Source organism: Dickeya fangzhongdai (assembly GCF_002812485.1).
GTDB classification, from domain to species: Bacteria; Pseudomonadota; Gammaproteobacteria; order Enterobacterales; family Enterobacteriaceae; genus Dickeya; species Dickeya fangzhongdai.
The window spans coordinates 1,206,771-1,232,778 of record NZ_CP025003.1; the positions used below are offsets into that span (position 1 = coordinate 1,206,771).

Sequence of the window (26,008 nt, forward strand, 5' to 3'; positions counted from 1 at the left end):
GTTCCATTAATTATTATGGCATTGACATCCAGGGCGTTTTTTCGTGGTTAGTAACTGATGCTGATTGTTGAGCATGTCTATTTTTAATAGTTTTCCATTTAAACAGTCGCCAATCCCAAGAATAATCTTTAGTACTTCATTTGCCTGATAGATCCCGAGCATTCCAGGGATAACACCAATAACGCCATTTTCTGTGCAGGATGGCGCTAATTCTGCTGGAGGGGCTTCCGGATAGACACAGCGGTAACAAGGCGCCTGATTATTAGAGCGTGTCATGACTTGTCCGGAAAAACGGAATACGGCCGCGGAGACGACGGGTTTTCCTGCCGCGACAGCGGAATCGTTAATAATGTACCGGGCTTTAAAGTTGTCGGTACAATCTACGATGACGTCGTAACCGTCTACTAATGCATCAATATTTTCTGGCGTTACTCGCTCATCAATAGTATTAACGGTGATCTCCGAGTTGAGTGCCCGTAGTGTATGGAATGCAGAATCAACTTTTTTCTTTTTCAGCATGTTTTCGTTATGAATGACCTGCCGTTGCAAATTGCTCAGATCGACAATGTCATGATCGATGATGGCAATTTCACCAACGCCGGCGGCTGCGAGATACAACAGGCATGATGAGCCAAGTCCTCCGGCACCAACAACCAGTACTTTCGCTTGCATAATTTTTAACTGGCCATCGGAACCGATGTCTTGTAGCGACAGATGTCTTGCATAACGCTTTTTATCATTTTCGCTAAGGCTCTGCGGGTATTCAATCTGATTCCCCTGAGCTTTCCATGCTTCAAATCCACCCTGAAGGGAGTAGATATTCGAATAATTAAGTAGCATTAAATTTAATGCAGCATACCTGGAGCGTAAGCCACTTGCACAAAAGAGGACTATAGGTTTATCTAATTCTATTTTTCTTTTCTTTAGCTCTATTTCTAAAAAACCACGTCCGATAGTAAGTGCTTTGGGAATAGTACCATCAAGAAATTCATGGCTCTCTCTTACATCAATCAAAAGAAAACCGTCGCTGTCTTTCAATTCATCTATCGATATTGAACGGATACTGTCAATTCCATCGACTATGTTGCTCATAAAAAAATACCTTTCGATTACTGAAAAGTAAAATATGGTTTTGATGTTTGCTTTAAGATGGATAGATTAAGGAAAGGTGGCCGCATCGCGGCCACTTTTTCTTACTCTTGCCACTCTTTATTCGAAACCATGCAGGTTACATCCAGCAGAATTTCATTTTCAGCTTCGGTATTTTCTGCATTCAGTTCAGCAACAGCCAACTCTAATTCTTGAGCCTTATCCATATTAATTTCCTTATAGTTTCACATTGAGTTTTTTGAATTAAGCAGAATGTGTTTATTCCGCGTGACAAATATTATTGGCTATAAATAATTGTGTCAATAATGTTAAAAAATGTATTGTAATTTGAGATAAAACTCTGTTCACTTAGTTTTTGTATGGTTAATTAGGTGTTTATATCTTTTTTTTAACATGAAAGCAGAGATTAATCCCTTGGTTTGCCATAATGGTTACCAATGAATTTAATTGGTAATTAAAATGAAACTTCTCCATTAATGTCGCGGTGATTAAAAAATGATCTTGGTGGTTTGGGGATTATAGGTACGTAACTAAATACATATGTGGATATTTGCTTGCTATTAATTAGATGAATATTTATATGTGATATAGTTGCGATGGTATATTACTCATTCAATATGTGTTGGCGGCTGTCGCTACTCTTGTCCTTAACGCCCGTTATTTTTATTAAATAATATTCTGATATCGCGACCAGGCTTTTTATTTGCAGATACCGCCCCAGCCCGCAGGTGAAATCGGCGGTACATATCTGCCCGCCGGGCGGTGTGGAATCAGGGGGGAGCCGACGGTTATTTGTCGCGGTGTTTTGCCGACCGTCAAACCGGATGCCCGATGGGACGGCATCCGGTTTGATATGTCGTGTCTGGTTTGACGTGTATAGCGGCTTAAGCGTGCTGACGTCGCCAGGCGTCAATCACGGCTTTGGCTACATACAGGTCCTGAATCGCCAGGCCCGAACTGTCGAAAACGGTGATGTCCGAGGCCGCTTCGCGGCCGGTGACGCTGCCGGAAAGCACATCGCCAATGGCGAAAACGGCCTTATCCTCGTCGGCGTGCTGGAATTCACCAATGCGGCGAGACTGCGCCGGAAGATCGCAGAATAACCGGCCGGCCATCAGTAGTTCGACCGGCAGTTCCTGTTTGCCGACGGCGTCCGAGCCCATTGAGGAGACGTGCGTGCCGGGGCGGACCCAGGCGGCATCAAAGAGCGGCGCTCTGGCGGTGGTGGCGGCGATGATGATGTCCGCCGCCCGACAGGCCGCTTGTGCCTGACATGCCCGCGCCGGCAGCGCGTTGGCGCGCAGGGCCTCCACCATGTTTTGGGTGGCGGCTTCAGTACGCCCGACAACCAGAATCTCCTTGATCGGGCGAATGCGCGCCACCGCCCCGACCTCGTAACGCGCCTGATGGCCGGTGCCGAAAACCGCCAGTACCGAGGCGTCGGCGCGCGCCAGCGCATCGGTAGCCACCGCATCGGCGGCCGCGGTGCGATAGGCATTCAGGGTTCCAGCTTCTACCGCTGAGTCGATAACGCCTCGCGACTGGTCGAAAAGGAAGATGATTGAGTTGTGGCACGGTAGCCCGCCGGCGAGGTTTCCCGGCCAATAAGAACCTACTTTCAGCCCCGCCAGTTCCGGTGTGGCGCCTGACTTCACGGTAAACCGGTTGCCGGGGTCGGAGCCATGACCGTGGACGACGGGGAAGTTGGCGGTGGCAGGGTGTACCGCATCGATCAGCGCGGCGCGCACCGCATCATAGGCCATCGCGTGGCTGGCCAATGCTGCACTGTCTTTCTCATTGATTAAAAACATGATGCTTACCTCACCATCCACCGAAACGTGACCATTGCGACAGCGGCGCGTCCGCTTGCGCAGGAATAACATGATAGGCGTCGAACTGGCCTGCCGTAGCGCAGGCGTGATTCGGCAGAATACGCAGCCGCGTGCCGACCGGCAGATCCGGTAACGGTCCGTCGCTGCCGGGGCGCAGTGCAATGATGCCGTGTTCCTGATTGGCCGCGGTGACGATAAGATCGGGGATGATCTTTCCGTGGTCATCGCAGACGAGGCCGTACCCCTGATCGATCGCCTGATTGGCGGTGCCGCGATCGCGCGAGAGCGCCATCCAGCCGGCGTCCACCATGATCCAGCCGCGCGCGGCCTGATGACCGATGACGGTGGTCAGCACGGACAAGGCGATATCATCGGTGCGGCACACGCCGATCCCGGCCATCACCAGATCGAAGAAGACGTAGACGCCGGCCCGCACTTCGGTCACGCCAGCCAGATTGCGGGCGGCGTGCGCGGTGGGCGTTGAACCGACGCTGACGATGGGGCAGGGCAAGCCGGCCTGCCGCAGGTTGTCAGCCGCGGTCACCGCCGCGCTACGTTCCTGTTCGGCAAACGCCGCGTGGGCGCCGGCGCCGGCTACGCCGTAGCTCTCTCCCGCATGCGTCAGTACGCCCCGCAGCAATCCGCCGCCGTCGTGCAGCACGCGACCGATCTCGATAAGCGCCGGCGATGCCGGCGGCAAACCGCTGCGGTGGCCGTCGCTGTCGACCTCCAGCAGCGCCGGGATCTGGATGCCGGATGCGCGCGACGCATCGACAACCGCCTGCGCCTGCTCGATAGAGTCCAGCAGTACGGTCAGGTCACAGCCGGCTTTAATCAACTGTACGACGCGAGGCAGCTTCTGCGGTGCAATGCCCACCGCGTACAGGATGTCCCTGATGCCGGATTCGAAAAACACCTCCGCCTCACGTAACGTTGAAACGGTCGCCGGTCCGGTGCCGTCGGTGAGCAACCGGCGGGCGACCTCCTCCGATTTTGCCGTTTTCAGGTGCGGGCGTAAGGTAATGCCGGCAAGCTCCGGGCGATCGCGCAGGCGTGCGATGTTGGTCAGCATGATTTTTTCGTCGAGTACCAGCGAGGGGGTAGGTAAAGTCGATAGCCGATCGGTCAGTGTCATGGTGTAGTTCTCATTTTGCTCTGTCGGTATGAGATTTTTACCCTGTCGCCATTTAGAATGGAATTTACCAAAACTGCATCTGTTGTTAAGACTGACATTAATGATCACCTCCCGGGACCTGCATTTCTTTTCCGTTCTTGCCAGCGCCCCTTCGCTGGCTGCGGCGGCGCGAGCGCTTGATGTGACGGCGCCTGCCGTGACGCAACGCCTGCAGGCGCTCGAACAGCGTCTGGGGGTTCAGCTCGTCGATCGCTCCAGCCATCGCTACCACCTGACGGCGGAAGGCGCCTTGCTGGCGGAGAAGGGGGCCGATGTGTTGGATCAAATCGAGGGGATCGCGGCCTTGCTTGCCGAGCGGCGAAACGAGGTGATCGGCCCGTTGAGAGTACTGGCGCCGCTGGGGTTTGGGCGAGCCTATGTGGCGGAGGCGGTAACGCGCATGTGTCGGCAATTTCCGACCATCGAACCCTCGCTGATGCTGTCGGATGCGCCGATTGGGACGCTGGATATCGATGACTGGGATGTATTGATTCATGTCGGCCCGTTGACCGACTCCAGCCTGGCGCTGCGGCCGCTGGCGCCTAACCGCCGTATTCTGTGCGCCGCGCCTGACTATCTGGCGCAACACGGAATGCCCGAGCATCCGATGGATCTTCCCCGCCATGTATGCGGCGTGCTGCGGGAAGACCGGGCGGATGCGTCGCTGTGGGGATTCGCCCGCCGTAACGATGGCGAGACGAAGACCGTGCGTATCAGGCCCGTTTTCACCAGTAATGACGGCGAGGTGGTCAGGAATTGGGCCGTCGCCGGGCTTTGCCTGATTCAGCGCTCCGAGTGGGCGATCGCCGACGATCTGAAAGCCGGGCGCCTGGTCGAAGTGATGCCTGACTGGCGTCTGCCGAACGCGGATGTTGTCGCTCTGCTTGGGCCACGGGCCGGGCGCGCGGCCCGTATGGAACGGTTCGTTGAAATACTAAAAGCGTTATTGGTGCCAGTTCCCTGGCGCGTGTAGCGACGCGTGCGGGGGATTCGAACGCGTCACGCTATCTCGCGTCGCCCCTGCGTTTGCGACTCAGACAGAAATAGAGCACGAAGAACGCCATGATCGCCAGCGAGACGATATTCACCACGCGCCAGCCGCCTTCACCGCTCATGAACAGCCCGGCGCCCAACGCCGCCACCAGGTTGAAGGAATAGGTCGCCAGTGAGTTGATGCCCTGTAGTCTATGTTTGATCGCGTTCTCTTTTATGCTGTTAATCAGGAACGTGCCGCCGCTGAACATAAAAGACCAGCCGAGTCCCACCAGAATCAACGAGAGGACGTAGCCGGTCATGTCCGTATTGATTAACGCGGTGCCGGTGCCGGCGATGAAAAACAGGGCGCCGACAACGATCGTCACCGGCGTGCTCAGGATATTCATCAACAACGGTAAGCACAGCGCCGGCGCGTACATGGCAAAGAAATGCCATTGCAGTACCGTTGCGCTCGCACGGATATCGAAATGGTGGTGAGACATCGCCAGCGGCGTCGAATTCATGATCAGGGTCATGATGGCGAATCCCACCGCGCAACTGACGGTGCCCGTCATGAAGGCCGGTGAGCGCAACGCCGCCGAATAATGCGCGTTATCCGGCGCGTCGTTCCGCATGGCGGGCGAGGGGGCGGTATGCGGCAGATTGATAAAGTTTTGCGTCGCCAGCACCAGTAAAAAAATGACGGCGGCGATAAGAAAGGCGCCCAGGTACGGGTAGCGGTCAAACATCATGATGCCGTGTCCGGCGACGAATGGGCCTAAAAATCCGCCGATAACGCCGCTGCCAATCACCAGCGACGTCGCTTTTTTATTCCTGGCGTCATTGTCCGACACTTCGGCGGCGGCAAAACGATAGTACTGGTTGAATACCGTGGCGCCTCCCAAAATCAGCGTGGACACAGTAAATAAAGTAAAAGAGCGGTAATACAGCGCAATCGCGGCCAGTACGCTGCCGATAAGCCCAATAAGTCCGCCGATCAAAAATGCCGTTCTTCTGCCATAGCGGCTCATCAGCGAAGAGACGAAATAGACCATCAGCGTGGAACCGCATACGGTGGCGGTGACGGGTAAGGTGGCGAGATAAGGAACCGGAGACAGGCTTTGGCCCGCCAGCGTGGAGGTTAACGTCAATAGAGAGATGATGGAGCCGGTTAACCCTTGCCCGATGAACAGCAGAATAATATTGCGATACCCCTTTTTCATCCCACTCTTCCCTTCATCATCGATTCGCTAATTCTATCCTGACGCTTTCGCCTATGGCGAGCGGCTCGTTACCGCAAGTCCCTGAGTCATAGCTCGATGACGGTAAATAAATTGTTACAAATGTGTGGCGATAGAATATTAAATTCACTGGAAATGATTAGCATCATATGAAATGAATAATTTTCACTGCGCGTGATATCCGAACAATGTTCTGTATACGGAAAAGGAAATCACACCCTATAAGCCTGATGATGAGTAGCCAGTCATCATCGGGTAATTAGCGGGAAATAAAGGCGACAATAAACGTGTTAAATATATCCATGCCGATGGTGTGATGAAAAACAGCCGTTTGTCTGGCGATCAATCATTAGCTATTTTCATGATGACAGGATTTGGGCGAATTTTCTCTTCGCTAATGAATCGATTTAGTCGCAGGATAAGTATGCGGATAGAGCGACGGGATGGAAATTGTTTTCTTATTATTTCCTTGTTAAGGGTATGGTGTTGTTATCGATCGCGTGCATCTTTTTTGGAAATGAATAGACATATTTTAACTCTATTGATTATTTTATTATAAATTTCGCGTGTAAATGATTTGCAATAGAGAGATTGCCATTATTCAAAAAAGATGAATTTCATATTCAATAAGTTCTATTGACGACCTAAAAATATCAACTTAAGCTCACTGCGAAATTTCCGCAGATAAGCCGTTTTTCATGTCCTCATTTTTTGAAAAAACAACCGGGTTATTAATCAAATAACTTGATTAGTGATAGTGCTATACCCTAAATAATTCAGGTTGCAGGAAAATGAGAAGCAAGTGAAAGCCCATCCGCTCACGACAATCAGTGAATGGGGAACATAACGCCGCCGCGATACCCGTCATCGGATATATGACGGGTATAAAGCATATATAAAGGTTATTCAGATGAACATTCAGAGAAAGGAAAGTCGGCTGAATGACGCCGATGATTTTCTGATGGAAACCGGCGCGAAAGAAATCGCGTTGGCGATTATAGAGAAGATATTCGCACGTCGCTGTCTGGCAGAGGAGGGCGCCCGGGAAAATTGCCGCTATGAGGATGAAGTCGCACCTCATCTTGATACCGTCATGCAGGCGGTCAGCCATCAGCAACCGATAGTCATGATTCTGCCCGCCTTTCCGGGAAAGTCACCGAATCGCAAGAAAACCCTCAGCCATCTTCCTGATTATGCAGAGCTTTACGCACTGGATAATTTGCATGAATTATGTCAGGAAATTCGCCGCGTTTACCAGCCTGGCGCCGTTATCGGTATTTGTTCTGACGGTTATGTCTTTGCCGATGTGGTCAGAATCCCCGATCGCCAGGTGAAAGCTTATACGGATGTGATCAGCGACTATTGCACGAAAAAATATCCGGGCATGTTTTTTATGTATGACCTGATTGATACCTATCCGGGAATCAAGGATCTCGACTCCCTGCGGGAAGAATTGATGATTCAGTACGGTACGTCGTTATTGGCGCTGAAGAACAGGGTAAAAGAGGAGCCTGAAGCCGCCTCCATGTATAGAGGCGTGACGCGTTTTCTGTGCGAGGACTACGGCGGCATGGATGAATTTACCGGCGTCAGCAACGCGCAAATTCAGAAAGTGGCCCGCGTGGCGGCTTACCGCGTAATTCAGCGCAGCGAAGCCTGGAGCAAACATCTGGAAGAGAAATTCCCGCAGGCGGTGCGTCTGTCGATTCATCCGCAATTCCGCATTTCCAAAAAGATCGGCATCAGACTGGCTCCGGTAAAAGATCGCTGGCGGACGCCGTGGCATTCGGTGGCGGTAAAACGGGGCGCTGACATTTATCTGGAAAAACGCAGCAATGTGGACGAACGCCATTATCAGCTGATCTTTAAATCGGGCCGCCCGTTTCATTACGTCAGTACTCAAATAACTGACGTCAGCACTCAGATGAACGCGGAGTAACCTATGTCGGTAAATAAAGCTGCGATTTTCGATCTGGACGGTACGCTGGTCGATACCTTGCCCGGCATCGCATTTGCATTACGTCAGGCGCTGGGCGGATTAGGCGTAACGCCGGACCCAGCGTTCATTGTCAGGGCGCATATCGGCGGCGGGTCGGGAAACATGCTGGCTGCCGCCGCCAGGCATCATGGCATCAGCGATACGGCGGCGCTGTCGCAACGCTACCACGCGCTGTATCAGGCGCATTGTCTGCACGAGACCGTCTGCTATGCCGGCGTGAAAGAACTGGTTGCGGCGCTAAAAGCACAGGGCGTCCGGCTGGCGGTACTGACCAATAAGGATGACGCGTTGTCCCACCGAATAGTGCAGGCGCTATTTCCGCCAGATACATTTGCGCTGCTGTATGGCGCCCGGCCCGATCGGCCGCTCAAGCCGGATATTAGCGGCTTGCAACAGGTGATGGCCGCGCTGGGGACGACGAGCGAACAGTGTCTGTATGTGGGCGATACGTCGATTGACGTGCAAACGGCAAACCTTGCCGGCGTTGCCGTCGCTTACGTGACGTGGGGATATGGCGATGCCGATAACATGGCCGACTGGCAGCCGAACCATATTTGTCATGACGTGGCGGAATTGAATACCTGTCTGCGTCAGCATCTGGCGTGGCAGGAATCTGTTGTCTCGCGCTGAAAAAGCGTTAACGAGGTGAATGGCGTGAAATAAAGAGGATGCTGTCTCGCACAGCAGGAAATGCATTAATCATTAATACAGTTGTTTTCTGATTAATATTTATTTTAACCACCATCATGATGACGGCGGTGCCGGACATCATTAAGAGCCTATCTCAATAGGCTATAAGAATACGTTGGCTTTATATTTTATCTGGTCTTGTTATTTTTCTGGCGGCGCGATTTCAGTATGAAATGGCGAGCCCGTTTATTGGTTATGAGTGCAAGGAATATTCGACACATTGTTTTTTCCCGTGAGTGGAAACAATGGAAAATACCCAATATCAATGGAGTGGAATTATGCACGATAATTTGAGTGAAACGATCGGCAAGATAGCCGATATCGTAAAATCCTATCTGGTTCAGGCGCCGAATGATCGTTTTGAGCCGGAGGGGCGTGTATTGCTGGAAAAACAAATCAGCGCCTTCCTGCACGCTTTTGAACCCGTCAGGTTTGTCCTGCCCGGCTTCCCCTGCAAATCCCCTAATGTTGTCGACAAGTCGTTCGGCATTTTGCCGGATTATGGCGATGTGATTTCCATCAATCGTCTGGAGTCGCTGGCGAAAGCGATTCAGGCGTTATATGAACCCGGCTGTCAGGTGACCATTCTGAGCGATGGCACAACCTTTAATGATATTGTCGAGGTGCCGGATCACACCCGTAAAGAATATAACCATCAGTTACGAGCGCTGATTCAGTCGCCTTATATTGAATGGAAAGAACTCGGAGATTTCTTCCCGGAAACGCGCTCGGATGATGAAACGCGTAAAGCGTTGATCAAATCGGCCGGATTACCGTACAAGGGAATCGCTGACTTTATCAAACGCGTCGGGAATCATGATGAACTGGCGGCGACGCACGATAAAATCTGCAGTTATTTGTATAACGATGTGCGGCTGAACCGGCAGCCTCAGCAGTCTGATGAAGACTACCTGAGCAGCGTGGCGGAAAAAGCCTATCAGATGATGTACCGCGGTCAGGCCCTGAGTGCGCTGGTGGAACGGGCTTTTCCTGATGCGGTTCGTCTGTCGGTTCATCAGTATGACAACGACGGCCCGAAATTTACCTTCGGTTTTGCCGACGGCCTCTCCACCGTGCGTCAACCGTGGCACAGCGTGCCGGTTTTGTCGGCGTCGGGGAACGTTTCCCTGCTGGGACATGCCAGCGTTGATAAAAATCGCCACGTGCTGGTGACCTATCAGGGGCGCCCCTGGGTGTATGTGGAAAGTGAGGACGCCAGCGCCGGGAAATTCGATTACGAATTGCTCAAGCAACCGTTGTTCGGCCTGAAGATTGACGACCCGCAAGGGCTGGGGGTTGAGGCGCTGTCGCCGGCGTTTCTGGCTTTCCTGTCCGCTCAGTTCGGTTTCGTGTGCATCAAGGGCGTGCAGTTTGAGCGCAGCGAGCAACTGGAAACGTTTTGCCAGCCGTTCGGCGAGATTTTCCAGTGGCAGTTCGGTGCGGTGCATGTGGTGAAACCGGAGGAAAAACCGAGCGGATTCGTACATTCGCTGGAGAAAACGCCGATACACTGGGACCTGAGCATGATCCGGCTGGATCACGAACAGGTCGGCGGCAATCCCTGGTTTACCGCAGAGCGCTTCATGTTGTATTGCAAGACCCCGCCGAAGAAAGGCGAAGGCAGCACCACGGTGGTGGATGGCCGCATCGTGATGGAGATGGTCGGCCCGGACGTCGTGAAAAAATGGGAAGACGTTCACATCACCTATAACACCCCCATGACCTATTTCGGCGGCAAACCACGCACTTATCCGCTGGTGTATGCGCACCCGAAAACCGGCAAAAAGGCGTTTCGTTATCAGGAAGGCAGCGACTCCGAATTGCAGAAATTTACCGTCGAGGTGGAAGGCGTCTCCGGGCAGGAGAGCCGCGCCTTCATCGAAGAGCTTGACCGGCTGGTGTACGATGAGCGCTGCATGATTGCCCATGACTGGGATCAGGGCGACCTGCTGATCATCGATAACTGGCAGACGCTGCACGGCCGGCTACCGATGACCGAAGCATCGCGCAGTCGTGAGTTGTGGCGGGTGCAGGTATTTTAATCGTCACGGGACGATGAGCAGTAGAAACGGGGCGAATCCGCCCCGTTGTTCATATCGGCAGGTCCTACGTGTTTTCTCCCGCCTCCAGCGTCTGACGCTGGGTCAGCGTCGGGAAATATTTCATCCACAACGCCACCACCAGCAAGGTGCCGACGCCGCCCAGTACGATGGCCGGCACTACCCCCAGCCAGGCGGCGGTCACGCCGGACTCGAATTCCCCCAGTTGGTTGGATGTGCCGATGAAAATGGAGTTGGCGGCGCTGACCCGGCCGCGCATGTCATCCGGCGTTTCCAGTTGCACCAGCGTTGAGCGGATCACCACGCTGACCATGTCGGACGCGCCGAGAAACAGCAGCGCGAACAGCGACAGAAACAGATTGGTGGACAGGCCAAACGCGATGGTGGCCGCGCCGAACATCGCCACCGCCGAGAACATGATTTTACCGACGTTGCGGGTGAGCGGGCGCCGACTCAGGTAGACAGACATCAGTACCGCGCCGAGGGCGGGCGCACAGCGCAGCAGCCCCAGCCCCCACGGGCCGGTGTGCAGGATATCCTTGGCGACGATGGGCAGCAGCGCGGTGGCGCCGCCGAGCAGCACGGCGAACATATCCAGCGAAATGGACCCCAGAATCACCGGATTGCGGCGGATGAAGTTCATGCCGCCAAACAGGCTTTCCAGACTCACCGGCGTACGGGCCAGCGCCTTGTATTCATAGCGCAGGTTGAGCAGCACCAGAAACGAAATCAGAAAGCAGGCTACGCTGGCGGCGTAAAGGATGGTGGCGCCAAGCAGGTAAATCAGGCCACCGAGCGCCGGGCCGGCGATAACCGTGGCTTCGCGGGCGGAGGCCATCAGCGCTACGGCGCGGGACAGCAGACCGGGCGCGATCAGGTTCGGCAGCAGCGCCTGCGTGGCCGGCATTTCAAATGCCCGCGTGGCGCCCAGCAGCGCGGAGCAGGCGTAAATCATGGTGGCGCTGATGGTATGGGTGACGTTGCCCAGTACCAGCACCAGTATGGTGGCGGCCATAAGCAGGCGGCAGCACAGAATAATCACGCGGCGGTTGTACTGATCCACCGCATGACCGGCAACCAGCGTCAACGCCAGCTGCGGCAGAAACTGGGCCAATCCGACCAGGCCCAGATTCAGGGCGCTGTTGGTCAGGTCATACATCTGCCAGCCAATCCCGACCACCAGCATCTGAAATGCAAAGGAGGAGGCGATTTGTCCGATCCAGAAGCACAGAAAAGTGGGGTTTTTAAGTGGGGAAGCGGTTTCCACAGGTTGTTATCCACGACGGCAGTTGTAATGAAAAGCGTTCAGTGTACCCAAGTTATTGTTTTATTAAACTGAAGTTTTCTCCACAGATGTAAGCAAAATATAACCGATTATGCGGGCTGGCGCGTATTGAAAAGCCAGGTTCCGATGTGACCGTTTAGCCTGCGCGACGACGAAAAGAAAAGTGAATGGATTGAGTGGCTTTGATGGTAAAGGATGAGGAATATTGATTTGTCTGGCTCTTTTTGCTGTCGGCGTGCGGGAAAAGGCGATAAAATAATAAACACAGGATTTTTTATCTATTGATATATTTAAATTTTATTTAACTTATTTGGTTTTAACGAGGATTTGTATGCAACAGTTGCCCGCTTGCCCGAAATGTCAGTCTGAATACACCTGGCAGGATGATGCCATGCTTAACTGCCCGGAATGCGGGCACGTGTGGTCGACGCAGGGCGACAGCGGCGCGCAGGAAGAAGGGCTGGTGGTGCGCGACGCCAACGGTAACCTGCTGGCGGACGGCGATACCGTTACCGTCGTCAAGGATCTGAAAGTCAAAGGCAGTTCGTCGACGCTGAAAATCGGCACCCGCGTGAAGGGGATTCGTCTGGTGGAAGGCGATCACAATATCGATTGCAAAATCGACGGTTTCGGCGCGATGAAGCTGAAATCTGAATTTGTGAAGAAAAGCTGATCTGAGAAACCGCGACTGAGAAACCGTGATTGATGAATGCCCCGCACTGCCCGGATTGCTCTGGGCAGCCCGGGTTGTTCAACTGACAGCGTCGATCGGTCTATATTCCACCCGATTGCGGCCCTGATGCTTGGCCTGGTACAGCGCGGTGTCGGCGGTGCCGTACAACGTGTCGAATCCGGTGTGCGGCGGCGCCCAACTGACGCCGAAACTGGCGGTCACCTTTTGCTGAGGCAGCGCCTCCAGCGCGGCGTAATTCAAACTGGCGTGGATGTGCTCTGCGACATCTACCGCCGCCATCAGCGTATAGCCATCCAGCAGGATGGTGAACTCCTCGCCGCCGACGCGGCCAATGCTGCCTTTCCCCTGCAATACGTCGCGGATACGGGCGATCAGCGAGCAGATCACCGCATCGCCGGTCGGATGGCCGTAAGCGTCGTTGACCTGCTTGAAATGGTCGATATCCAGCACAATCAGCGCCGCCTGATCCTGCTCCAGCGCATGGTCGACCAGATCGATGATCGCGCTGCGGTTGAAGACATCGGTCAGCGGGTCATGGGTGGCTTTGTATTCCAGCTCCACCGCCAACTGATGCAACTGGGTATTGAGGCGGGTCAGCTCCCGTTCCGCGCGGTCGCTGCGGGTAATCAGGCGGTGGGTTTCCCGCACCAGCCGTTGATAGTGTTCCGCCAGCATAATCAGGCTTTCCCGGTACACCTCCGCCGGCATATCGGCCTGCGCGGCGATGTTGCGGGCTGACAGCAGGATGTCATATTCGGGGGTGAACAGTTCATAGCTACTCATGCCGTTACTCCAGAATGTGAGGGTGGAATTCGAGCGCCGAAAAATCGATATGCAGTTCCTGCCCGAACTCCTCGGCGATGTCGTCTTCCTGGTCGTAATACCAGTGCAGCGCGATGGGAAGCTGCTGCTGCGCGGCCTGATCGAGAATATTGAACAGGCTGAACAGCATTTTGGTGCTGGAGCTGTTGAAGTAGGGCAGCGACACATGCACGTCAATGCGGGTTGATTGCGCCGTCGCGCTGTCAAGACGAGTCTGCAGATAGCGCTGAAGGCGCTCAATCAGAGGGCCGTAAAATGCCGCCGCGTTTTCCGGGTAGGACTCCCCGGATAACGAAAGCTGATGTGTGTCAAAGCGAAAATCCACGGTCGGCGTACTGGCTGTGCCGGCGATGTGGAGATTGTCCGTTGTTATTATGTCTGTCATGGTTAAATCACCGCCTTCAGATAAAACGTGGAGAGCCCGGTGGTGGCGTCGCTACGAAAGGTGAATTGCAGTGGCTCGCTAGCGTCGCGGGCCACGGTCAGCAGGCCGATATCCGCGCCTTTGCTGGAAGCCGGAATGTCTTCACGCAGCGAGGCCTTATAGGCAAGCCGGATTTCATCCAGCGTCATCGCGCACAGCGGCTCCAGCCGCTGGCGCAGCTTCTCCGCATCCGCCGGATACACCCGGTTGGCACTCAACAAAAAGTATTTTCCCGCCTCAAAGCCGATACACACCGAGCCGCGACGGATTTCATTTTCCTGTTCTTCCGAGGTGAGCGCCGAGGCGGAGTAATGGATGATGTTCTGCACCATTTCCACAAAGCTGGAAAACAGCTTGCGGCGCACGTTGGGCGGCACCCGGCTTTTTTCCAACTGCAGCCGCACCGTTTCCGCCAGCGAGCAGATGATGTTTTGTGAAAAGTACCCCACGTAGTACAGCGCGATATTTTGCTGCTGGGTGAGGTCAAAAAATTCAGCGTACTTCGTTTCGGACATGTTCCGGTTTTACCTGGTTGATAAAGTTCACGGGTGCCTGAAGCCCCAAAATGTAAGATCGTCCCGTCTTTCCTGAGCTCCCTGCCAGGTGTGATGGTGTTGTAATAGTTGGTTTGCCAGCGCGCTCATGGGTAACTCCATGACGCGTTGCAGCAGGTTTTGCAGCCGGCGTTTGCCGAATTTGATCTGCCGCTCGCCGCCAATCTGATCGAGCAGGCCATCGGTGGTGGCAAAGAACAGATCTTGCGGCGACAGCGGGTGCTGAAAGGCCGGCCAGCTGTAATCGTATGGCGTGTTGGTATAGCCCACGCCCATGCGGTCGCTGTCGAGCGTCAGCAGCTCGCCGCTTTGCGCCTCGATCAGAAACGCCGTCATACGGGCGCTGGCCCAGCTGAGAGTCTGTTCGGCGGTATTCACGTACACCACCAGCGCGTCGCAGCCGTCGTCGGAGGCCGTGGTTTGCCCCGGATAGCCGCTCTTTTGGCCCAGCGTGTCCTTGATATAGCGATTGATGCCGCCAAGCAGTCGTCCCGGCTGGTCCGGGCGGTGTTGCGTCAGCGCCTGTTCCAGCGCCGAGTTGAAAATCAGCGTCATGAAGGCGCCGGGCACGCCATGGCCGGTGCAGTCGGCGAGCACCGCCAGCCAGCCGTGGTCATAGCGCCTGAAGGCATAGCAGTCGCCCCCGACGCAGTCGCGCGGTTCCCAGACCAGACACCAGTCTTTCAGCGTGTCGGCCAGCGTCTGCCGGAACGGCGTGAGCATCGCCCCCTGAATCACGCTGGCATATTCTATACTTTGTACGATGTGCTGATGCTGGCGGACATGGGTGTCCGACACGATGCGGAACAGATCGATACCCAGGCCGATACCGAGGTAGCGGCCGTTTTCGGTAATAATAAAGCCGTCGGCCAGAAAGCGGTCGCCGCTGATTACCGCCTTGTCCGCCACGTCGCTCAGCGAGGCGGCGGCTTCGACGATCAGCGGAGTCTTATCCATGAAGGCGATACAGCTTTTTCGGTCATACAGTTCGCGGTAATAAGGGCGGGCCATCTGCGACAGAAAGCTGTGGCGGTTGATCAGGCCGAACGGCCGCCCCTCTTCCACCACCGGCAGGCTCACCAGATCCTTGTGGCGGCTGAACAGGTGCAATACGGTGGCGTTGTCAGTGGTGGGAGATACATCCGGCGTGGTGATACACAAGTCGCGTGCACTTGGGAAGGAAACGAAGCGTAACCGATGTTCCTGTGGCGGTAAGGCACTCATTGTCTTGTCTTTCTGGGAAAATAAGCTGCCGTTAAGGTAACAGCGGCAGATGACGGAAACATGACAAGCCGCTGAAATGCTAAGGAACTGTCAGGTTTGTCTTTACACTCATGACTAAATATTGCTGAGGTGGTCGTTTCATGAACGTTTTTATGCCTTTTTCGTATTAATAAAAAAATAAATTGGCCGATATATTTTAGAGGTGGGTCTGTCTTTTCTATTCCGCTAGTGTGATGCAAAAAATGCGGTGTGAAAAATGAGACTGCGCCGTGTGGTTCGTAAACCACTCTTCTATTTCCTGATAGCTTTGGGCGGCATAAATCTGTTGAGCCGTCCTGCTTGATACTCGCTTCGGCGGGTATGCTGCTTTTTTTCGGTGTGCAGGTGTTGGTGTGTCGTAATAAATCAGTGCCCTTAGAGGCATGCTATCGTTAAAAAATAAAAAGGGGTGACATCGTGTCCATATCAGGCATTCAGAGTCAAAACATTACATCTTCTTATACACAGCCGACTTATGTCGCCAATAGCAATTCTGGTCCTGGAGACAGCGCCAGCGTCGATGCTATTGGAACAAATAAATCCGGTTCCTTTAAAACCGGAAAAATGAATGATTCGCAAAATAATCAATTTGCGGATAACAATTCCGGCGATACCAGTGATGTGAGCGATCGTACTAAATCGCTGGATGAGCGACTGACTAAAGAAAAACTTCAGAAACAGCAGAGCGAACCTTCCGTTGAGCGCTCGCTGCGTATGACCGGTATCCCGCTTTATGGCGGCGTGCTGGTTTCCGTGGTCAAATATCCGGATGGTCAAAGCGAAAGTTATAACGTATTTACCGGTAAACGTATTACGTCCCCTGAAGCGAATCTGATTGGTTCCCGTTCGCAAGTTGGTAATGCCGAGTTTGGTTATTATAGCCAGGGCTTATATAGCGGCATGTCGGCAGCTGAAGTTTACGAGAAAATACAGCAGATGATGGGCGTGAAATCCGGCGATGTTTCCTGGACGCTGCCGGGTAGCGGAAGTGAATTGCCGCAACCAGGATGATAAGTAAAAATAATCGACGCTATTTTTGCTATTTCGAAAATATATCAATGGCCTGATAAATTATCAGGTGGTTAACTATTTTTATATATTTCCTTTTTTTAGCCTTTCCAGGACCAGGCGCAACGCCTTATTCAACGGTTTATCCTGCCGCATGACAATAGCCAGTGTTCGGTGCAGCGTCGGACTCAGTGGCCGGATATGAAACGCCGACGCCAGCGCGTCAGAACCCACCGACATTTTCGGCACGATGCTGCATCCCAGCCCGGCCAACACCATTTCTTTGATTGCTTCGATACTGCCCAGTTCCATCACCGGTTGCGGTTGTGTGCCTGCGTCGTTGAACCAGCGGTCGATCAACGTGCGGGTGCTGCTGCCGCGCTCGAATAGAATCAGCGGTCGGGAATGCAGAAATGCCGGCGAGATGCTTTCGGGGAAGGCGGGGTCGTTGCTGATGGCGACCAGTTCGTCTTCCATCACCGGCGTAACCGCTACGTTGGCGCTGGGGATAGGCAGCGTCACCAGCCCGGCATCGATGCGGTTGTCAATTACCGCCTGAATAATGTCGCGGGTGTTGCCGGTGCGCACGCCCACCGTCAGTCGGGGGTAGTCCTGTCGCAACTGACGCAGTAACGACGGCATCAGGTGAATGCAGGCGGTGGCGCCGGTGCCCAGAATCACATGTCCCATGACATCTTCGGTATATTCGGCGATGGCCTGACGGGTTTCACCCAACAGCCGGTGAATCTGTTCCGCTTTGATCAACAGCATATCGCCCGCCGGCGTTGGCCGCAGGTTTTTACCGCTGCGCTCGGCCAGCCGCACGCCAAAATAGTGCTCCAGTTGACGGAATTGCTGGCTGACCGCGGGTTGACTCAGATTGAGCCGGTTGGCCGCCGCGGAAAAGCTGCCTTCCCGTATCACCGTGGTAAAGGTTTCCAGCAGTTCCAGATTCAACCTGGCCATATCAAACTTTCCTTTATGACGGGCATAAGTGTTTGTGTCTGTTGCCTGTATCGGGCGTTGGTTAAGCTAGCTGAAGTCCCGCTTCCGCACACGTTGGTTGATGCGGCAAGGGGGCTAAGCCTAATCGCTAACTCGCTGTTCTGACAAGGATACACCAATGAGCGCCATTATAATTGAGGATGCCCGGGCGGAACATATCGCCGCCATCAGGGATATTTATGCTCAACATGTCCTGCATAGTATCGCCACCTTTGAAACCGAACCGCCCGATGAGGCGGAAATGCGCCAGCGCTGGCAGAAAATCCGTGATGCCGGGCTGCCCTGGCTGGTGGCGACGCAAAACCAGCAGGTGCTGGGATACTGTTATCTGGGGATGTACCGCACCCGCTTTGCCTACCGTTTCACGCTGGAAGATTCGATCTATCTGCACCCGGACCATCTGGGGAAAGGCGTCGGTAAGCGCTTGCTGTCCGCCGCGTTATCGCAGGCGGAGCAGCAGGGATACCGCCAGGTGATATCGGTGGTGGGCAACAGCGAAAATCAGGCCTCGCTGCAGTTGCATCTGTCGCTGGGCTTTGAGCGGATCGGGACGTTGCGTTCGGTAGGTATGAAGCATGGTCGCTGGGTGGATACCGTGTTGCTGCAACGCGCGTTGGGGGAGGGGGATGCCTCTTTGCCGCATGTCTGAGTCCGCCGGACGCCGCCGGGTCACCGTCTGCATCGGCATGACCCAACTGATTAACTGGGGAACGGCGTTCTACCTTCCCGGCGTGTTTTGCGCCGCCATCGCGGCGGATCGCGGCTGGAGCCCGACGCTGGCGTTTTCCGGCGCCACGCTGGCGCTGATGGTCATGGGGTGCCTGTCGCCTTACGCCGGTCGGTTGCTCGACCGGGCAGGCGGCCGGCGAGTCATGATGCTGGGCGGTGGCGGCAGCGCCGCCGGTTGTATGCTGATGGCCGCCAGCACCGGTATGACGGACTATTTTATGGCTTGGGTCATGCTGGGCGTCGGGATGCGGCTGTCGCTGTATGAAGCGGCCTTCGCCACGCTGGTCGCACTGTATGGCGGCGAGGCCCGGCGCGCTATTTCACTGGTCACGTTGTTTGGCGGCATCTCATCGTCCCTGTTCTGGCCGTTGGGCATGGCGTTGCTGAACGGGCTGGGCTGGCGCTGGGGCGTGGCGATTTACGGCGTCATCGTGTTATCGGGTTTGCTGTGGCTGTGGGTGCTGCCGCAACCGGCGTCGCAGTTGGCGCACCGGACCGGGGAGCAGACTCAAACCTCGCTGACCGCGGATGCGCGGACCCTGCTTCCCGCGGTGCTGTACGCGGTGCTGATGGCATTGTTTAGCTTTCTGTCCGCCGGCATTTCCGCGCACCTGCTGGCAATACTGACTGGGTTTGGCGTATCGGCCTCGCTGGGCGCGTTGTGGGGCGTAGGCCAGGCGTGCGCCCGGGTGGGCGATGTGCTGATGGGCGGACGCCTTCCGGCGTTGAAGCTGAGTCTGTTTCTGGGGACAGGGCTGCCGGTCTGTTTTCTGCTGGCGCTGCTGGGGGAACAGTCGCTGATAGCGGCGGTACTGTTTGTCGCCGGATACGGCGCGGCGAATGGACTCAGTACGCTGGTGAAGGCGGCATTGCCGCTGGAATTGTTTGGCCGGGCGGGGTACTCCTCCCGGATTGGGCTGTTGCTGACGCCGGGGTTCTTTTTTTCTGCCGCCGCGCCGTCGGTTTATGCGGCGCTCAGGGCCTCGATCGGCGATCGGGGCGTCCTGATGTTTTCTTTCGGCGTAGCCTGTCTGATCACCCTGACCGCAGTGCTGCTTTATCTGACGCGGCAGCGCGCTGCGCGCTCGGTTCTGCTATCCGATGAGTGATTCCGTCAGGGCGTAAGCGTGACGCCCTGACGGAGGTCGTGCGGTCAGCGCTGGCGCTGCTGCGCCTGCCACAGCGCCAGTACGCTCAACAGCGCGGTGATCATCAGGTAGTAACTCGGCGCCAGGCTGCTGCCGGTGGCGCTAATCAGCAAGGTACAGATGAACGGGGCGAAACCGCCGAACACCGTTACCGCCACGTTGTAGCTGATCGCCATGCCGCTGGCGCGGGTGGAGATCGGAAACAGGTCGGCCATCATCGACGGCACGGTGGAGAAATACACCGACTTCAACAACGCCATCCAGCCTACCACCACAATCAGCGACACGGCCGACAAGTGCTGGGTCATCAGCCAGAATGCCGGGTAGATGGTGACCGCCAACAGCAGCAGCGCCCCCCACATCAGCGGCAGCCGGCCGACTTTCTCCGCCCACAATCCAACCAGCGGTGTGACGACCGTCAAAATAATGCCGGCGATCAGCGTGGCGCTGAAGGCGGCGCCGGACGGCAGGTGCAGCGTCTTGGTGGCATAGGTGGGGACATAGTTCAGCATGTAGTTGATGGCGGTGGAAATCACCATCAGGCCGACCGCAATCAGAAACAGCGCTTTCTGCCGGGTAAACAGGATCTTGATCGGCGCATGGCTTTTCTCGGCCTGTTCGAAGCCTGCCGGTTCATGCACGTGGCGGCGGATATACAACCCTACCGGCCCAATCAGCAGACCGAAGGCAAACGGGATACGCCAGCCCCACTCCTGAATCTGGGCTTCGCTCAGCGATTGCGATAATCCAAGACCGAACGCCGAGGCCAGCAGGGTGCTGGCGCCCTGGGTGGCGAACTGCCAGCTGGCGATAAACGCGCGGCGTTCCGGGAAGTGCTCCACCAGAAACGCGGTGGAACTGCCGAACTCGCCGCCGGCGGAGAAGCCCTGAATCAGGCGCGCCAGCATGATCAGCACCGGTGCGGCCAGACCGATGCTGGCGTAGGTGGGCATAAAGGTAATCATTGCGCCGCCCAGCAGCATCAGGCTGATGGACAGCAGCAGCGATGCCTTGCGCCCGGCGCGGTCGGCGTAAGCGCCCAGCACGACCGCGCCCAGCGGCCGGATCAGGAAAGAGACGCCGAAGCTGCCGAAGGCCAGCAGCAGCGATACTGCCGGGTCCTGCGTGGGGAAGAACGCATGGGCGATGTAATTGGCGAAGAAGCCGTATACCGCGATGTCAAACCATTCCAGCGCGTTGCCGATGCAGGTGGCGAACAGCGTTTTGTACAGGCTGGGGCGCGCGGTGCTGTAGTGCGAAACGGATGCAGTCGTCATGATTCACCTCAGCTCTGCTCGTGGGCGGCACGGTGTGCGCGGTGTTGCGCCAGAACGGCGTGGCCCTGTTCCCCCAGTTCCCAGAACAGGCGGGTCATGATCTGCAAGCCTTCGCGGGCGACGCTGACCAGCATGTGCTCATCCACGGCGTGCTGGCCGCAGGCCGGGTAAGAGTGCGGGATCCACAGGGTCGGCAGGCCGAGAATTTCGGCAAACACTTCGTTGGGCAGCGAGCCGCCGAGGTTGGGCAGCAACGCCGGCTTTTTATCGCTGGTCTGGCGCATCAGGTCGAGCGTCCAGTTCACCAGCGGGTCGGTCGGGTCGAGACGGGTCGCCGGCGTACCGCGCACGTCGCTGATCTCCACCATCGTGAAGCCGTGCTCGTCGAGGTGATGGCGCAGATGCTGCGCCAGTTGCTGCCAGTCGGTGCCGACGACAAAACGCAACTGACATACCGCGGTGGCGTGACCGGGAATGGCGTTCATCGGCCGCTGCGGATTGCCGGTCAGGAATGACAGCACTTCCAGCGTGTTCCAGCCGAACAGCCGCTCGGACGGGCTCAGACCCGCTTCGCCCCACTGCGGATCGATGGCCGGATCCGTCGCTTGCCCGCCGGGCGCGATGTCCGCCAGAATCGTGCGCAATGCCGGCGTCAGGCGCGGCGGTTTCAGCGCCGCCACCTGCATCTGACCATGTTGGTTGACCAGACTGGCGATGGCGTTGGCCAGTTGGGTGCCGGGGTTGCTCAGCAGACCGCCCCAGTTGCCGGAGTGGTAATCCCGCTCGCGGGCGCGGATGGTCAGGCGGAAGTTGACGCAGCCGCGCGAGCCGAGGAACAGCGTTGGGCGTTCGGCGTTGAGGCGCGGGCCGTCCGAGGCGATGAACAGGTCGGCTTGCAGCGCCTGCGCATACTGGCGGCACACCTCGGCCAATCCCGGCGAACTGATCTCTTCGCCCATTTCGAACAGCCACTTGCAGTTAAAACCGAGTCGTCCCTGACGGGCCTGAAATACCTGCTCCAGCGCGGCAATATTGATCGAGTGCTGGCCTTTGTTGTCGGCGCTGCCGCGACCGTACCAGCGGCCTGCCTGTTCCACCAGTTGCCACGGGGAAAGCCCTTCGCTCCAGTGTTCGTCGTCGCCGAACACCACATCGCCGTGGCCGTAACACAGCACGGTGGGCAAGGCGGCGTCTTCGATGCGCGAGGCTACCAAAAACGGGCGGTTGGCCGCGGCCGGATTATCGATTTGCTGTAATTCGAAACCCAGCGCCTGCAGGGCCGGGATGATTTCCTCGGATAAATACTGTTGCAACGCCGCGTCCCGGTCGGTGCGCTGACTTTCGCTGGCGATAGCGACGCGACGCGCCAGTACGTCACGGAAGCGGCCGCTGTCGAAATACGCCAGCGCCTGTTGAATAACCTGTGGTGTTGTCATGTTGTGCCTGTCTGTCTGTGGTGATGTTTTTTTAGTGATGTTTTTTTAGTGATGGTATTAACCACGTTCTAAATCATCGCCAGCATTGCCACAATAATAATAATTGCAAGCAAGCTTTGCTTTTAATATAAAGCTTGCTTGCACAAAAACGAGGCAGGCGGAGGGGCGATGCGATGCATAGTAACGAAATCAGGTATTTTCTGGCGGTCGCCAATACCGGCTCCCTGAGCGCCGCCAGCCAGCAGCTGTTTGTAGCGGTGTCGGCCATCAGCCGACAGATCCACAAACTGGAAGAACGCATCGGCGCACCGCTGTTTGAACGCCATGCCCGGGGCATGGTATTGACCGACGCCGGGCAAATTCTGGAAAACCACGTGCGCAAGAGCATGATGGACATGGAGTACGCCATTGCCGAGATTCAGGGGCTGAAGGCGGTGCGGCGAACGTTTGTGCGCGTCGCCTGTACTGACGGCATGGCGTTTGATCTGCTGCCGGGGCTGTTTGCCCGTTTCCGGCAGGACAACCCGGCCGTGACGTTCTTCCTGCAGGTCGGCACCGCGATACAGGTGTCGGAAATGGTGCGCAACGGCGAATGCGATGTGGCGTTTCAGTTCAGCCTGTCGCCGGAGCGCGGCGTCGAAGTGATGGCGTCTTACCCGGCGCCGGTGCTGCTGCTGATGCGACCGGATCACCCGCTGGCGGACAAAGCGGTCCAACTGGCGGATCTGCACGGGTTTCCGCTGGTGCTGCCGCAGCAGGGCACCACCATTCGCCAATTGTTCGATCTCTCCTGCCGGATGAGCGGCACTTTTCTGGAACCGGCGCTCAGTTGCAACAACTTCTCCGCGCTTTACTACTTCATGCAGCAGACGCCGGATGCCGTTACCGCCTGCAGCCATTTTTCGGTGCTGTACCGGGCGCGGGAGGACGGTTTGCTGCTCAAGCCGGTGCGCAGCGAACCGCTGACCCAGCGCAGCCTGCAGGTGCAGACGCTGGCGGGCAAGCATCGCTCCGCCGCGCTAAGCCATTTCATCACCTTTATTATCGACGAACTGAATCGTGAGCATGCGCGTCTGGCGGCGGATATCGGGCTGGAGCCGATACGTTCCGGTAGCCGGTAAACGCCCGGCTAGCGCTGCCAGCGGCAGATACGCCAGCCTTTCTCCTGCGCCAACGCCGCCAGTTCTGGCGCCGGGTTGATGGCGTAAGCCTGATCGACGAATTCCAGCATTGCCTGGTCGTTGAGCGAATCGCTGTAGCCGTGCAACTGGTCGAATGGTTCGCCATCGCGTTGCGCCAGCCATTCGCGTATGCGGATCACTTTACCGTGCTGATACGTCGGCATGCCGTAGATGTCGCCGGTGAAACGCCCGTCTTCCAGCGTAACGCCGATCGCCAGCGCGTGATCGGCCCCCAGATGGTGGGCGATGGGTTGTACCAGATGCTCGCCGCTGGCGGAAATAATGATCAGGGTATCGCCGCGCTGACGGTGCCAGTCCATGCGCTCGCGCGCCGCCGGGTAGAGCCGGGGCAGGATGTCGCGCCGGATAAAGCGGTCCACCCAGCCGGAGACTGTTTCGGCGCTCAGGCCAATCAGCGGCGACAGCGAAAGATACATGTAATCTTCGATCGCCAATGTGCCCTGATAGTAACGCTGCATCAGGTGTTGTTCCTGCTGTAGCAGTTCCTTGCCGGCAAATCCCTGCGATTCCAGCCAGCGCAGCCACAAGCCGGTGCTATCGGCGCAGATCAGGGTTTCGTCCAGATCAAACAGGGCTAAATCCATCGGGGGCCTCCGGAAGTGAAAAACAGTTAATTTAGAAAAAGTAATTTAAAAACAAGTAATTGAAAAAATTAAGTGAAAAAAAAGTAAGTGAAAAACAGGTATCACGCGGTCGGTTCGCGGCGGATGGTGCGTCGGGCGCAGCGTCGCCGACGCACCAGTGTATTGGTCAATGATGACAGTCGCGCGTCAGCGCAGTTGTGTCTGGTCAGACGCCGCCAGAACCTCCCGCATGATACCGTTCTGCCAGTCAAAATAGGGGTTGAAGGTTAGCCGCACATAGGTTTTACCCGCTTCCTGATAGCCCCAGTCGGAATACCAGAACCGGCTGCGATCGCGGCATTGGTCGGCAGCAACAGACGTAGGACCATTGTTGCAGAGTATCACCGAGCCGTTGCTGCCATACAGCGGGTTATCCGGCGAGAACAGCACCGACATGTGTGAGAACTGGCTGATGCGCCAATCCGGCAGACGATCGTCGCGTATCTGTTCCCGACTGGTTATGGCGTTGTCCGGCTGACCGTACCAGATCAGACGGCTGGCGGGGTGGGTGAAGTGGGTGCGGAAAAGCTGTCGCAGGTAGGGGGTATCCAGTACCGAGTCGTGTTCGGCAACCACCATCAGCACCGGGCGGTCGTAATCATGGCGCCACAACAGGCGGCGAACCGCCAGGCTGGAGAGATAGTACTGGGCCAAGCCGTTGGTGGGCACCCGCAGGTAGCGCGTCGTCAGTTGCGCGGGCGCTCCCGGTCGCGGCGCGCGCAACCACTCCCGAAACGGGGCAATCAGCGGCGTCAGGAAGTCAAAGGTTTCATTAGAGCGGATAGCGGGGGAAAACAGCGCCAGCCCGCGGATCTCAGGATGTTCCAGCGCATACTCCAGCGCCAGATTAGCGCCGGTGGAGAACCCGCCCAGATACACTTCATCCACATCACGTTGCAACAGTCTGGCCTGCTCGGCGACCACCCGTCGCCAGTCGTCGAGCGACACCGGGATCATATCTTCCGGTCGTGTGCCATGTCCGGCCAGTAGCACCGTGCGAACAAGGTATCCTTGCCGCGCCAACTCCGGGGCGACATCGCTGAAGGTGCCGGGCGCATCGCCCAGTCCGTGTACCAGCAGGATGCCTTTCCGGGGGGAGTCCGCCGGGCGGGTTTCCTGCGGCGTATTCCAGCGCAGCTCTTGTCGGAGATCGTCGGACTGAAACGCCCGATGTTGCCGTACCCACTGTTCGGTTTGCTGTTGGTAAGCATCGAAAGAAGGCTGCCCCAGCGGGGGAAGCGCGGTACGACCACAAGCGGCAAGCAGCGGCAGCGTGATTGCCAGCATCAGCGCCAGCGTTCTTGCCGTTAACAACCGGCGCGAGACAGAGAGGAGCGTGTATTCCATAAAGCCATCCTTGCGGGCGAGCGCGCACAATAATAAGACGGTATGACGGGTGGATTGACGGAAACCATCCGTTGAATCATAACGATAGCGGCCGGTAGGGACAATTTCCC

The 26,008-nt window shown here is 56.3% G+C and carries 24 protein-coding genes; 9 read left to right on the forward strand and 15 right to left on the reverse strand.

Going from position 1 to position 26,008, the window contains the following annotated elements; genetic code table 11:
- Nucleotides 1–6 precede the first annotated feature (6 nt).
- The 4 genes from moeB to CVE23_RS05615 form a co-directional block, all read right to left on the reverse strand.
- Nucleotides 7–1,092: a molybdopterin-synthase adenylyltransferase MoeB gene (gene moeB / locus CVE23_RS05605; RefSeq protein ID WP_100849078.1), complete on the reverse strand. Its 1,086-nt coding sequence runs from the start codon at nt 1,090–1,092 to the stop codon at nt 7–9.
- Between the two features lie 101 nt (nt 1,093–1,193).
- Nucleotides 1,194–1,316, reverse strand: coding sequence for a hypothetical protein (locus tag CVE23_RS23160; RefSeq protein ID WP_022632489.1), 123 nt, complete (start codon nt 1,314–1,316; stop codon nt 1,194–1,196).
- Nucleotides 1,317–1,994: 678 nt separating this feature from the next.
- Complete coding sequence (locus CVE23_RS05610; RefSeq protein WP_038918117.1) at nt 1,995–2,921, reverse strand: ornithine cyclodeaminase family protein; 927 nt, start codon at nt 2,919–2,921, stop codon at nt 1,995–1,997.
- 10 nt (nt 2,922–2,931) lie between these two features.
- Complete coding sequence (locus tag CVE23_RS05615; protein WP_100849079.1) at nt 2,932–4,077, reverse strand: DSD1 family PLP-dependent enzyme; 1,146 nt, start codon at nt 4,075–4,077, stop codon at nt 2,932–2,934.
- Nucleotides 4,078–4,177: 100 nt separating this feature from the next.
- On the opposite strand from CVE23_RS05615, the gene CVE23_RS05620 reads away from it, so the two are divergent.
- The gene (locus CVE23_RS05620) at nt 4,178–5,089 is read left to right on the forward strand and encodes a LysR family transcriptional regulator (protein WP_038918119.1); all 912 of its coding nucleotides are present in this window, start codon (nt 4,178–4,180) and stop codon (nt 5,087–5,089) included.
- Between the two features lie 31 nt (nt 5,090–5,120).
- Here the strand turns inward: CVE23_RS05620 and CVE23_RS05625 are convergent, their stop codons facing one another.
- The gene (locus CVE23_RS05625) at nt 5,121–6,314 is read right to left on the reverse strand and encodes an MFS transporter (RefSeq protein ID WP_100849080.1); all 1,194 of its coding nucleotides are present in this window, start codon (nt 6,312–6,314) and stop codon (nt 5,121–5,123) included.
- Nucleotides 6,315–7,242: 928 nt separating this feature from the next.
- Here CVE23_RS05625 and CVE23_RS05630 point away from each other — a divergent pair.
- The 3 genes from CVE23_RS05630 (at nt 7,243) to CVE23_RS05640 (ending at nt 11,063) form a co-directional block, all read left to right on the forward strand.
- Nucleotides 7,243–8,271: an L-tyrosine/L-tryptophan isonitrile synthase family protein gene (locus CVE23_RS05630; protein ID WP_225622643.1), complete on the forward strand. Its 1,029-nt coding sequence runs from the start codon at nt 7,243–7,245 to the stop codon at nt 8,269–8,271.
- Between the two features lie 3 nt (nt 8,272–8,274).
- A complete protein-coding gene (locus tag CVE23_RS05635) occupies nt 8,275–8,961 on the forward strand; it encodes an HAD family hydrolase (protein WP_038918121.1) in 687 nt (228 codons plus the stop codon).
- A gap of 338 nt (nt 8,962–9,299) precedes the next feature.
- Nucleotides 9,300–11,063 (forward strand): L-tyrosine/L-tryptophan isonitrile synthase family protein, encoded by a 1,764-nt coding sequence (locus CVE23_RS05640; protein WP_038918122.1) that lies wholly within the window; start codon nt 9,300–9,302, stop codon nt 11,061–11,063.
- Between the two features lie 64 nt (nt 11,064–11,127).
- Here the strand turns inward: CVE23_RS05640 and CVE23_RS05645 are convergent, their stop codons facing one another.
- Nucleotides 11,128–12,348, reverse strand: coding sequence for an MFS transporter (locus CVE23_RS05645; RefSeq protein WP_100849082.1), 1,221 nt, complete (start codon nt 12,346–12,348; stop codon nt 11,128–11,130).
- A 349-nt stretch (nt 12,349–12,697) separates the two neighbouring features.
- On the opposite strand from CVE23_RS05645, the gene CVE23_RS05650 reads away from it, so the two are divergent.
- Nucleotides 12,698–13,039 (forward strand): zinc ribbon domain-containing protein YjdM, encoded by a 342-nt coding sequence (locus CVE23_RS05650; protein ID WP_038918124.1) that lies wholly within the window; start codon nt 12,698–12,700, stop codon nt 13,037–13,039.
- Nucleotides 13,040–13,117: 78 nt separating this feature from the next.
- Here the strand turns inward: CVE23_RS05650 and CVE23_RS05655 are convergent, their stop codons facing one another.
- The 4 genes from CVE23_RS05655 to CVE23_RS05670 are packed head-to-tail and all read right to left on the reverse strand — an operon-like array spanning nt 13,118 to nt 16,084.
- Complete coding sequence (locus tag CVE23_RS05655; protein ID WP_100849083.1) at nt 13,118–13,843, reverse strand: GGDEF domain-containing protein; 726 nt, start codon at nt 13,841–13,843, stop codon at nt 13,118–13,120.
- A gap of 4 nt (nt 13,844–13,847) precedes the next feature.
- Nucleotides 13,848–14,267 (reverse strand): DUF1987 domain-containing protein, encoded by a 420-nt coding sequence (locus tag CVE23_RS05660; RefSeq protein WP_100849084.1) that lies wholly within the window; start codon nt 14,265–14,267, stop codon nt 13,848–13,850.
- Nucleotides 14,268–14,269: 2 nt separating this feature from the next.
- Nucleotides 14,270–14,821, reverse strand: a complete 552-nt coding sequence (locus CVE23_RS05665) for a SiaB family protein kinase (RefSeq protein WP_038918127.1) — start codon at nt 14,819–14,821, stop codon at nt 14,270–14,272.
- 27 nt (nt 14,822–14,848) lie between these two features.
- Nucleotides 14,849–16,084, reverse strand: a complete 1,236-nt coding sequence (locus CVE23_RS05670) for a SpoIIE family protein phosphatase (RefSeq protein ID WP_100849085.1) — start codon at nt 16,082–16,084, stop codon at nt 14,849–14,851.
- Nucleotides 16,085–16,540: 456 nt separating this feature from the next.
- Between CVE23_RS05670 and CVE23_RS05675 the strand changes: the two genes are divergently transcribed.
- Complete coding sequence (locus CVE23_RS05675; RefSeq protein WP_100849086.1) at nt 16,541–17,134, forward strand: hypothetical protein; 594 nt, start codon at nt 16,541–16,543, stop codon at nt 17,132–17,134.
- A gap of 81 nt (nt 17,135–17,215) precedes the next feature.
- Here CVE23_RS05675 and CVE23_RS05680 read toward each other — a convergent pair whose 3' ends face one another.
- On the reverse strand, nt 17,216–18,097 hold the full coding sequence (locus CVE23_RS05680; protein ID WP_100849087.1) for a LysR family transcriptional regulator: 882 nt from the start codon (nt 18,095–18,097) through the stop codon (nt 17,216–17,218).
- Nucleotides 18,098–18,254: 157 nt separating this feature from the next.
- Here CVE23_RS05680 and CVE23_RS05685 point away from each other — a divergent pair, with 157 nt between their 5' ends.
- Together CVE23_RS05685 and CVE23_RS05690 are read left to right on the forward strand one after the other, a co-directional pair.
- Nucleotides 18,255–18,785 carry a GNAT family N-acetyltransferase gene (locus tag CVE23_RS05685; protein WP_038918132.1) on the forward strand — a complete coding sequence of 177 codons (531 nt, stop codon included), beginning with the start codon at nt 18,255–18,257 and terminating at the stop codon, nt 18,783–18,785.
- Nucleotides 18,778–19,974 (forward strand): MFS transporter, encoded by a 1,197-nt coding sequence (locus CVE23_RS05690; RefSeq protein WP_225622644.1) that lies wholly within the window; start codon nt 18,778–18,780, stop codon nt 19,972–19,974. The genes CVE23_RS05685 and CVE23_RS05690 overlap by 8 nt, the downstream gene beginning before the upstream one ends.
- 44 nt (nt 19,975–20,018) lie before the next feature.
- Here the strand turns inward: CVE23_RS05690 and CVE23_RS05695 are convergent, their stop codons facing one another.
- Nucleotides 20,019–21,290: an MFS transporter gene (locus CVE23_RS05695; RefSeq protein WP_038918135.1), complete on the reverse strand. Its 1,272-nt coding sequence runs from the start codon at nt 21,288–21,290 to the stop codon at nt 20,019–20,021.
- An 8-nt stretch (nt 21,291–21,298) separates the two neighbouring features.
- On the reverse strand, nt 21,299–22,726 hold the full coding sequence (locus CVE23_RS05700; protein WP_100849089.1) for a M20 family metallopeptidase: 1,428 nt from the start codon (nt 22,724–22,726) through the stop codon (nt 21,299–21,301).
- A 173-nt stretch (nt 22,727–22,899) separates the two neighbouring features.
- Between CVE23_RS05700 and CVE23_RS05705 the strand changes: the two genes are divergently transcribed.
- On the forward strand, nt 22,900–23,847 hold the full coding sequence (locus CVE23_RS05705) for a LysR family transcriptional regulator (RefSeq protein WP_100849090.1): 948 nt from the start codon (nt 22,900–22,902) through the stop codon (nt 23,845–23,847).
- An 8-nt stretch (nt 23,848–23,855) separates the two neighbouring features.
- Here CVE23_RS05705 and CVE23_RS05710 read toward each other — a convergent pair whose 3' ends face one another.
- Both CVE23_RS05710 and CVE23_RS05715 read right to left on the reverse strand, forming a co-directional pair.
- Nucleotides 23,856–24,512, reverse strand: coding sequence for an HAD family hydrolase (locus tag CVE23_RS05710; RefSeq protein WP_038918139.1), 657 nt, complete (start codon nt 24,510–24,512; stop codon nt 23,856–23,858).
- Between the two features lie 186 nt (nt 24,513–24,698).
- A complete protein-coding gene (locus CVE23_RS05715; RefSeq protein ID WP_373287802.1) occupies nt 24,699–25,838 on the reverse strand; it encodes an alpha/beta hydrolase in 1,140 nt (379 codons plus the stop codon).
- Nucleotides 25,839–26,008 lie beyond the last annotated feature (170 nt).

Excerpts from the sequence above, each read along its gene's own strand:
- moeB (WP_100849078.1), bottom strand. The coding sequence starts at position 1,092 with ATGAGCAACATAGTCGATGGAATTGACAGTATCCGTTCAATATCGATA.
- CVE23_RS23160 (WP_022632489.1), bottom strand. The coding sequence starts at position 1,316 with ATGGATAAGGCTCAAGAATTAGAGTTGGCTGTTGCTGAACTGAATGCA.
- CVE23_RS05610 (WP_038918117.1), bottom strand. The coding sequence starts at position 2,921 with ATGTTTTTAATCAATGAGAAAGACAGTGCAGCATTGGCCAGCCACGCG.
- CVE23_RS05615 (WP_100849079.1), bottom strand. The coding sequence starts at position 4,077 with ATGACACTGACCGATCGGCTATCGACTTTACCTACCCCCTCGCTGGTA.
- CVE23_RS05620 (WP_038918119.1), top strand. The coding sequence starts at position 4,178 with ATGATCACCTCCCGGGACCTGCATTTCTTTTCCGTTCTTGCCAGCGCC.
- CVE23_RS05625 (WP_100849080.1), bottom strand. The coding sequence starts at position 6,314 with ATGAAAAAGGGGTATCGCAATATTATTCTGCTGTTCATCGGGCAAGGG.
- CVE23_RS05630 (WP_225622643.1), top strand. The coding sequence starts at position 7,243 with ATGAACATTCAGAGAAAGGAAAGTCGGCTGAATGACGCCGATGATTTT.
- CVE23_RS05635 (WP_038918121.1), top strand. The coding sequence starts at position 8,275 with ATGTCGGTAAATAAAGCTGCGATTTTCGATCTGGACGGTACGCTGGTC.
- CVE23_RS05640 (WP_038918122.1), top strand. The coding sequence starts at position 9,300 with ATGCACGATAATTTGAGTGAAACGATCGGCAAGATAGCCGATATCGTA.
- CVE23_RS05650 (WP_038918124.1), top strand. The coding sequence starts at position 12,698 with ATGCAACAGTTGCCCGCTTGCCCGAAATGTCAGTCTGAATACACCTGG.
- CVE23_RS05655 (WP_100849083.1), bottom strand. The coding sequence starts at position 13,843 with ATGAGTAGCTATGAACTGTTCACCCCCGAATATGACATCCTGCTGTCA.
- CVE23_RS05660 (WP_100849084.1), bottom strand. The coding sequence starts at position 14,267 with ATGACAGACATAATAACAACGGACAATCTCCACATCGCCGGCACAGCC.
- CVE23_RS05665 (WP_038918127.1), bottom strand. The coding sequence starts at position 14,821 with ATGTCCGAAACGAAGTACGCTGAATTTTTTGACCTCACCCAGCAGCAA.
- CVE23_RS05670 (WP_100849085.1), bottom strand. The coding sequence starts at position 16,084 with ATGAGTGCCTTACCGCCACAGGAACATCGGTTACGCTTCGTTTCCTTC.
- CVE23_RS05680 (WP_100849087.1), bottom strand. The coding sequence starts at position 18,097 with ATGGCCAGGTTGAATCTGGAACTGCTGGAAACCTTTACCACGGTGATA.
- CVE23_RS05685 (WP_038918132.1), top strand. The coding sequence starts at position 18,255 with ATGAGCGCCATTATAATTGAGGATGCCCGGGCGGAACATATCGCCGCC.
- CVE23_RS05690 (WP_225622644.1), top strand. The coding sequence starts at position 18,778 with ATGTCTGAGTCCGCCGGACGCCGCCGGGTCACCGTCTGCATCGGCATG.
- CVE23_RS05695 (WP_038918135.1), bottom strand. The coding sequence starts at position 21,290 with ATGACGACTGCATCCGTTTCGCACTACAGCACCGCGCGCCCCAGCCTG.
- CVE23_RS05700 (WP_100849089.1), bottom strand. The coding sequence starts at position 22,726 with ATGACAACACCACAGGTTATTCAACAGGCGCTGGCGTATTTCGACAGC.
- CVE23_RS05705 (WP_100849090.1), top strand. The coding sequence starts at position 22,900 with ATGCATAGTAACGAAATCAGGTATTTTCTGGCGGTCGCCAATACCGGC.
- CVE23_RS05710 (WP_038918139.1), bottom strand. The coding sequence starts at position 24,512 with ATGGATTTAGCCCTGTTTGATCTGGACGAAACCCTGATCTGCGCCGAT.
- CVE23_RS05715 (WP_373287802.1), bottom strand. The coding sequence starts at position 25,838 with ATGCTGGCAATCACGCTGCCGCTGCTTGCCGCTTGTGGTCGTACCGCG.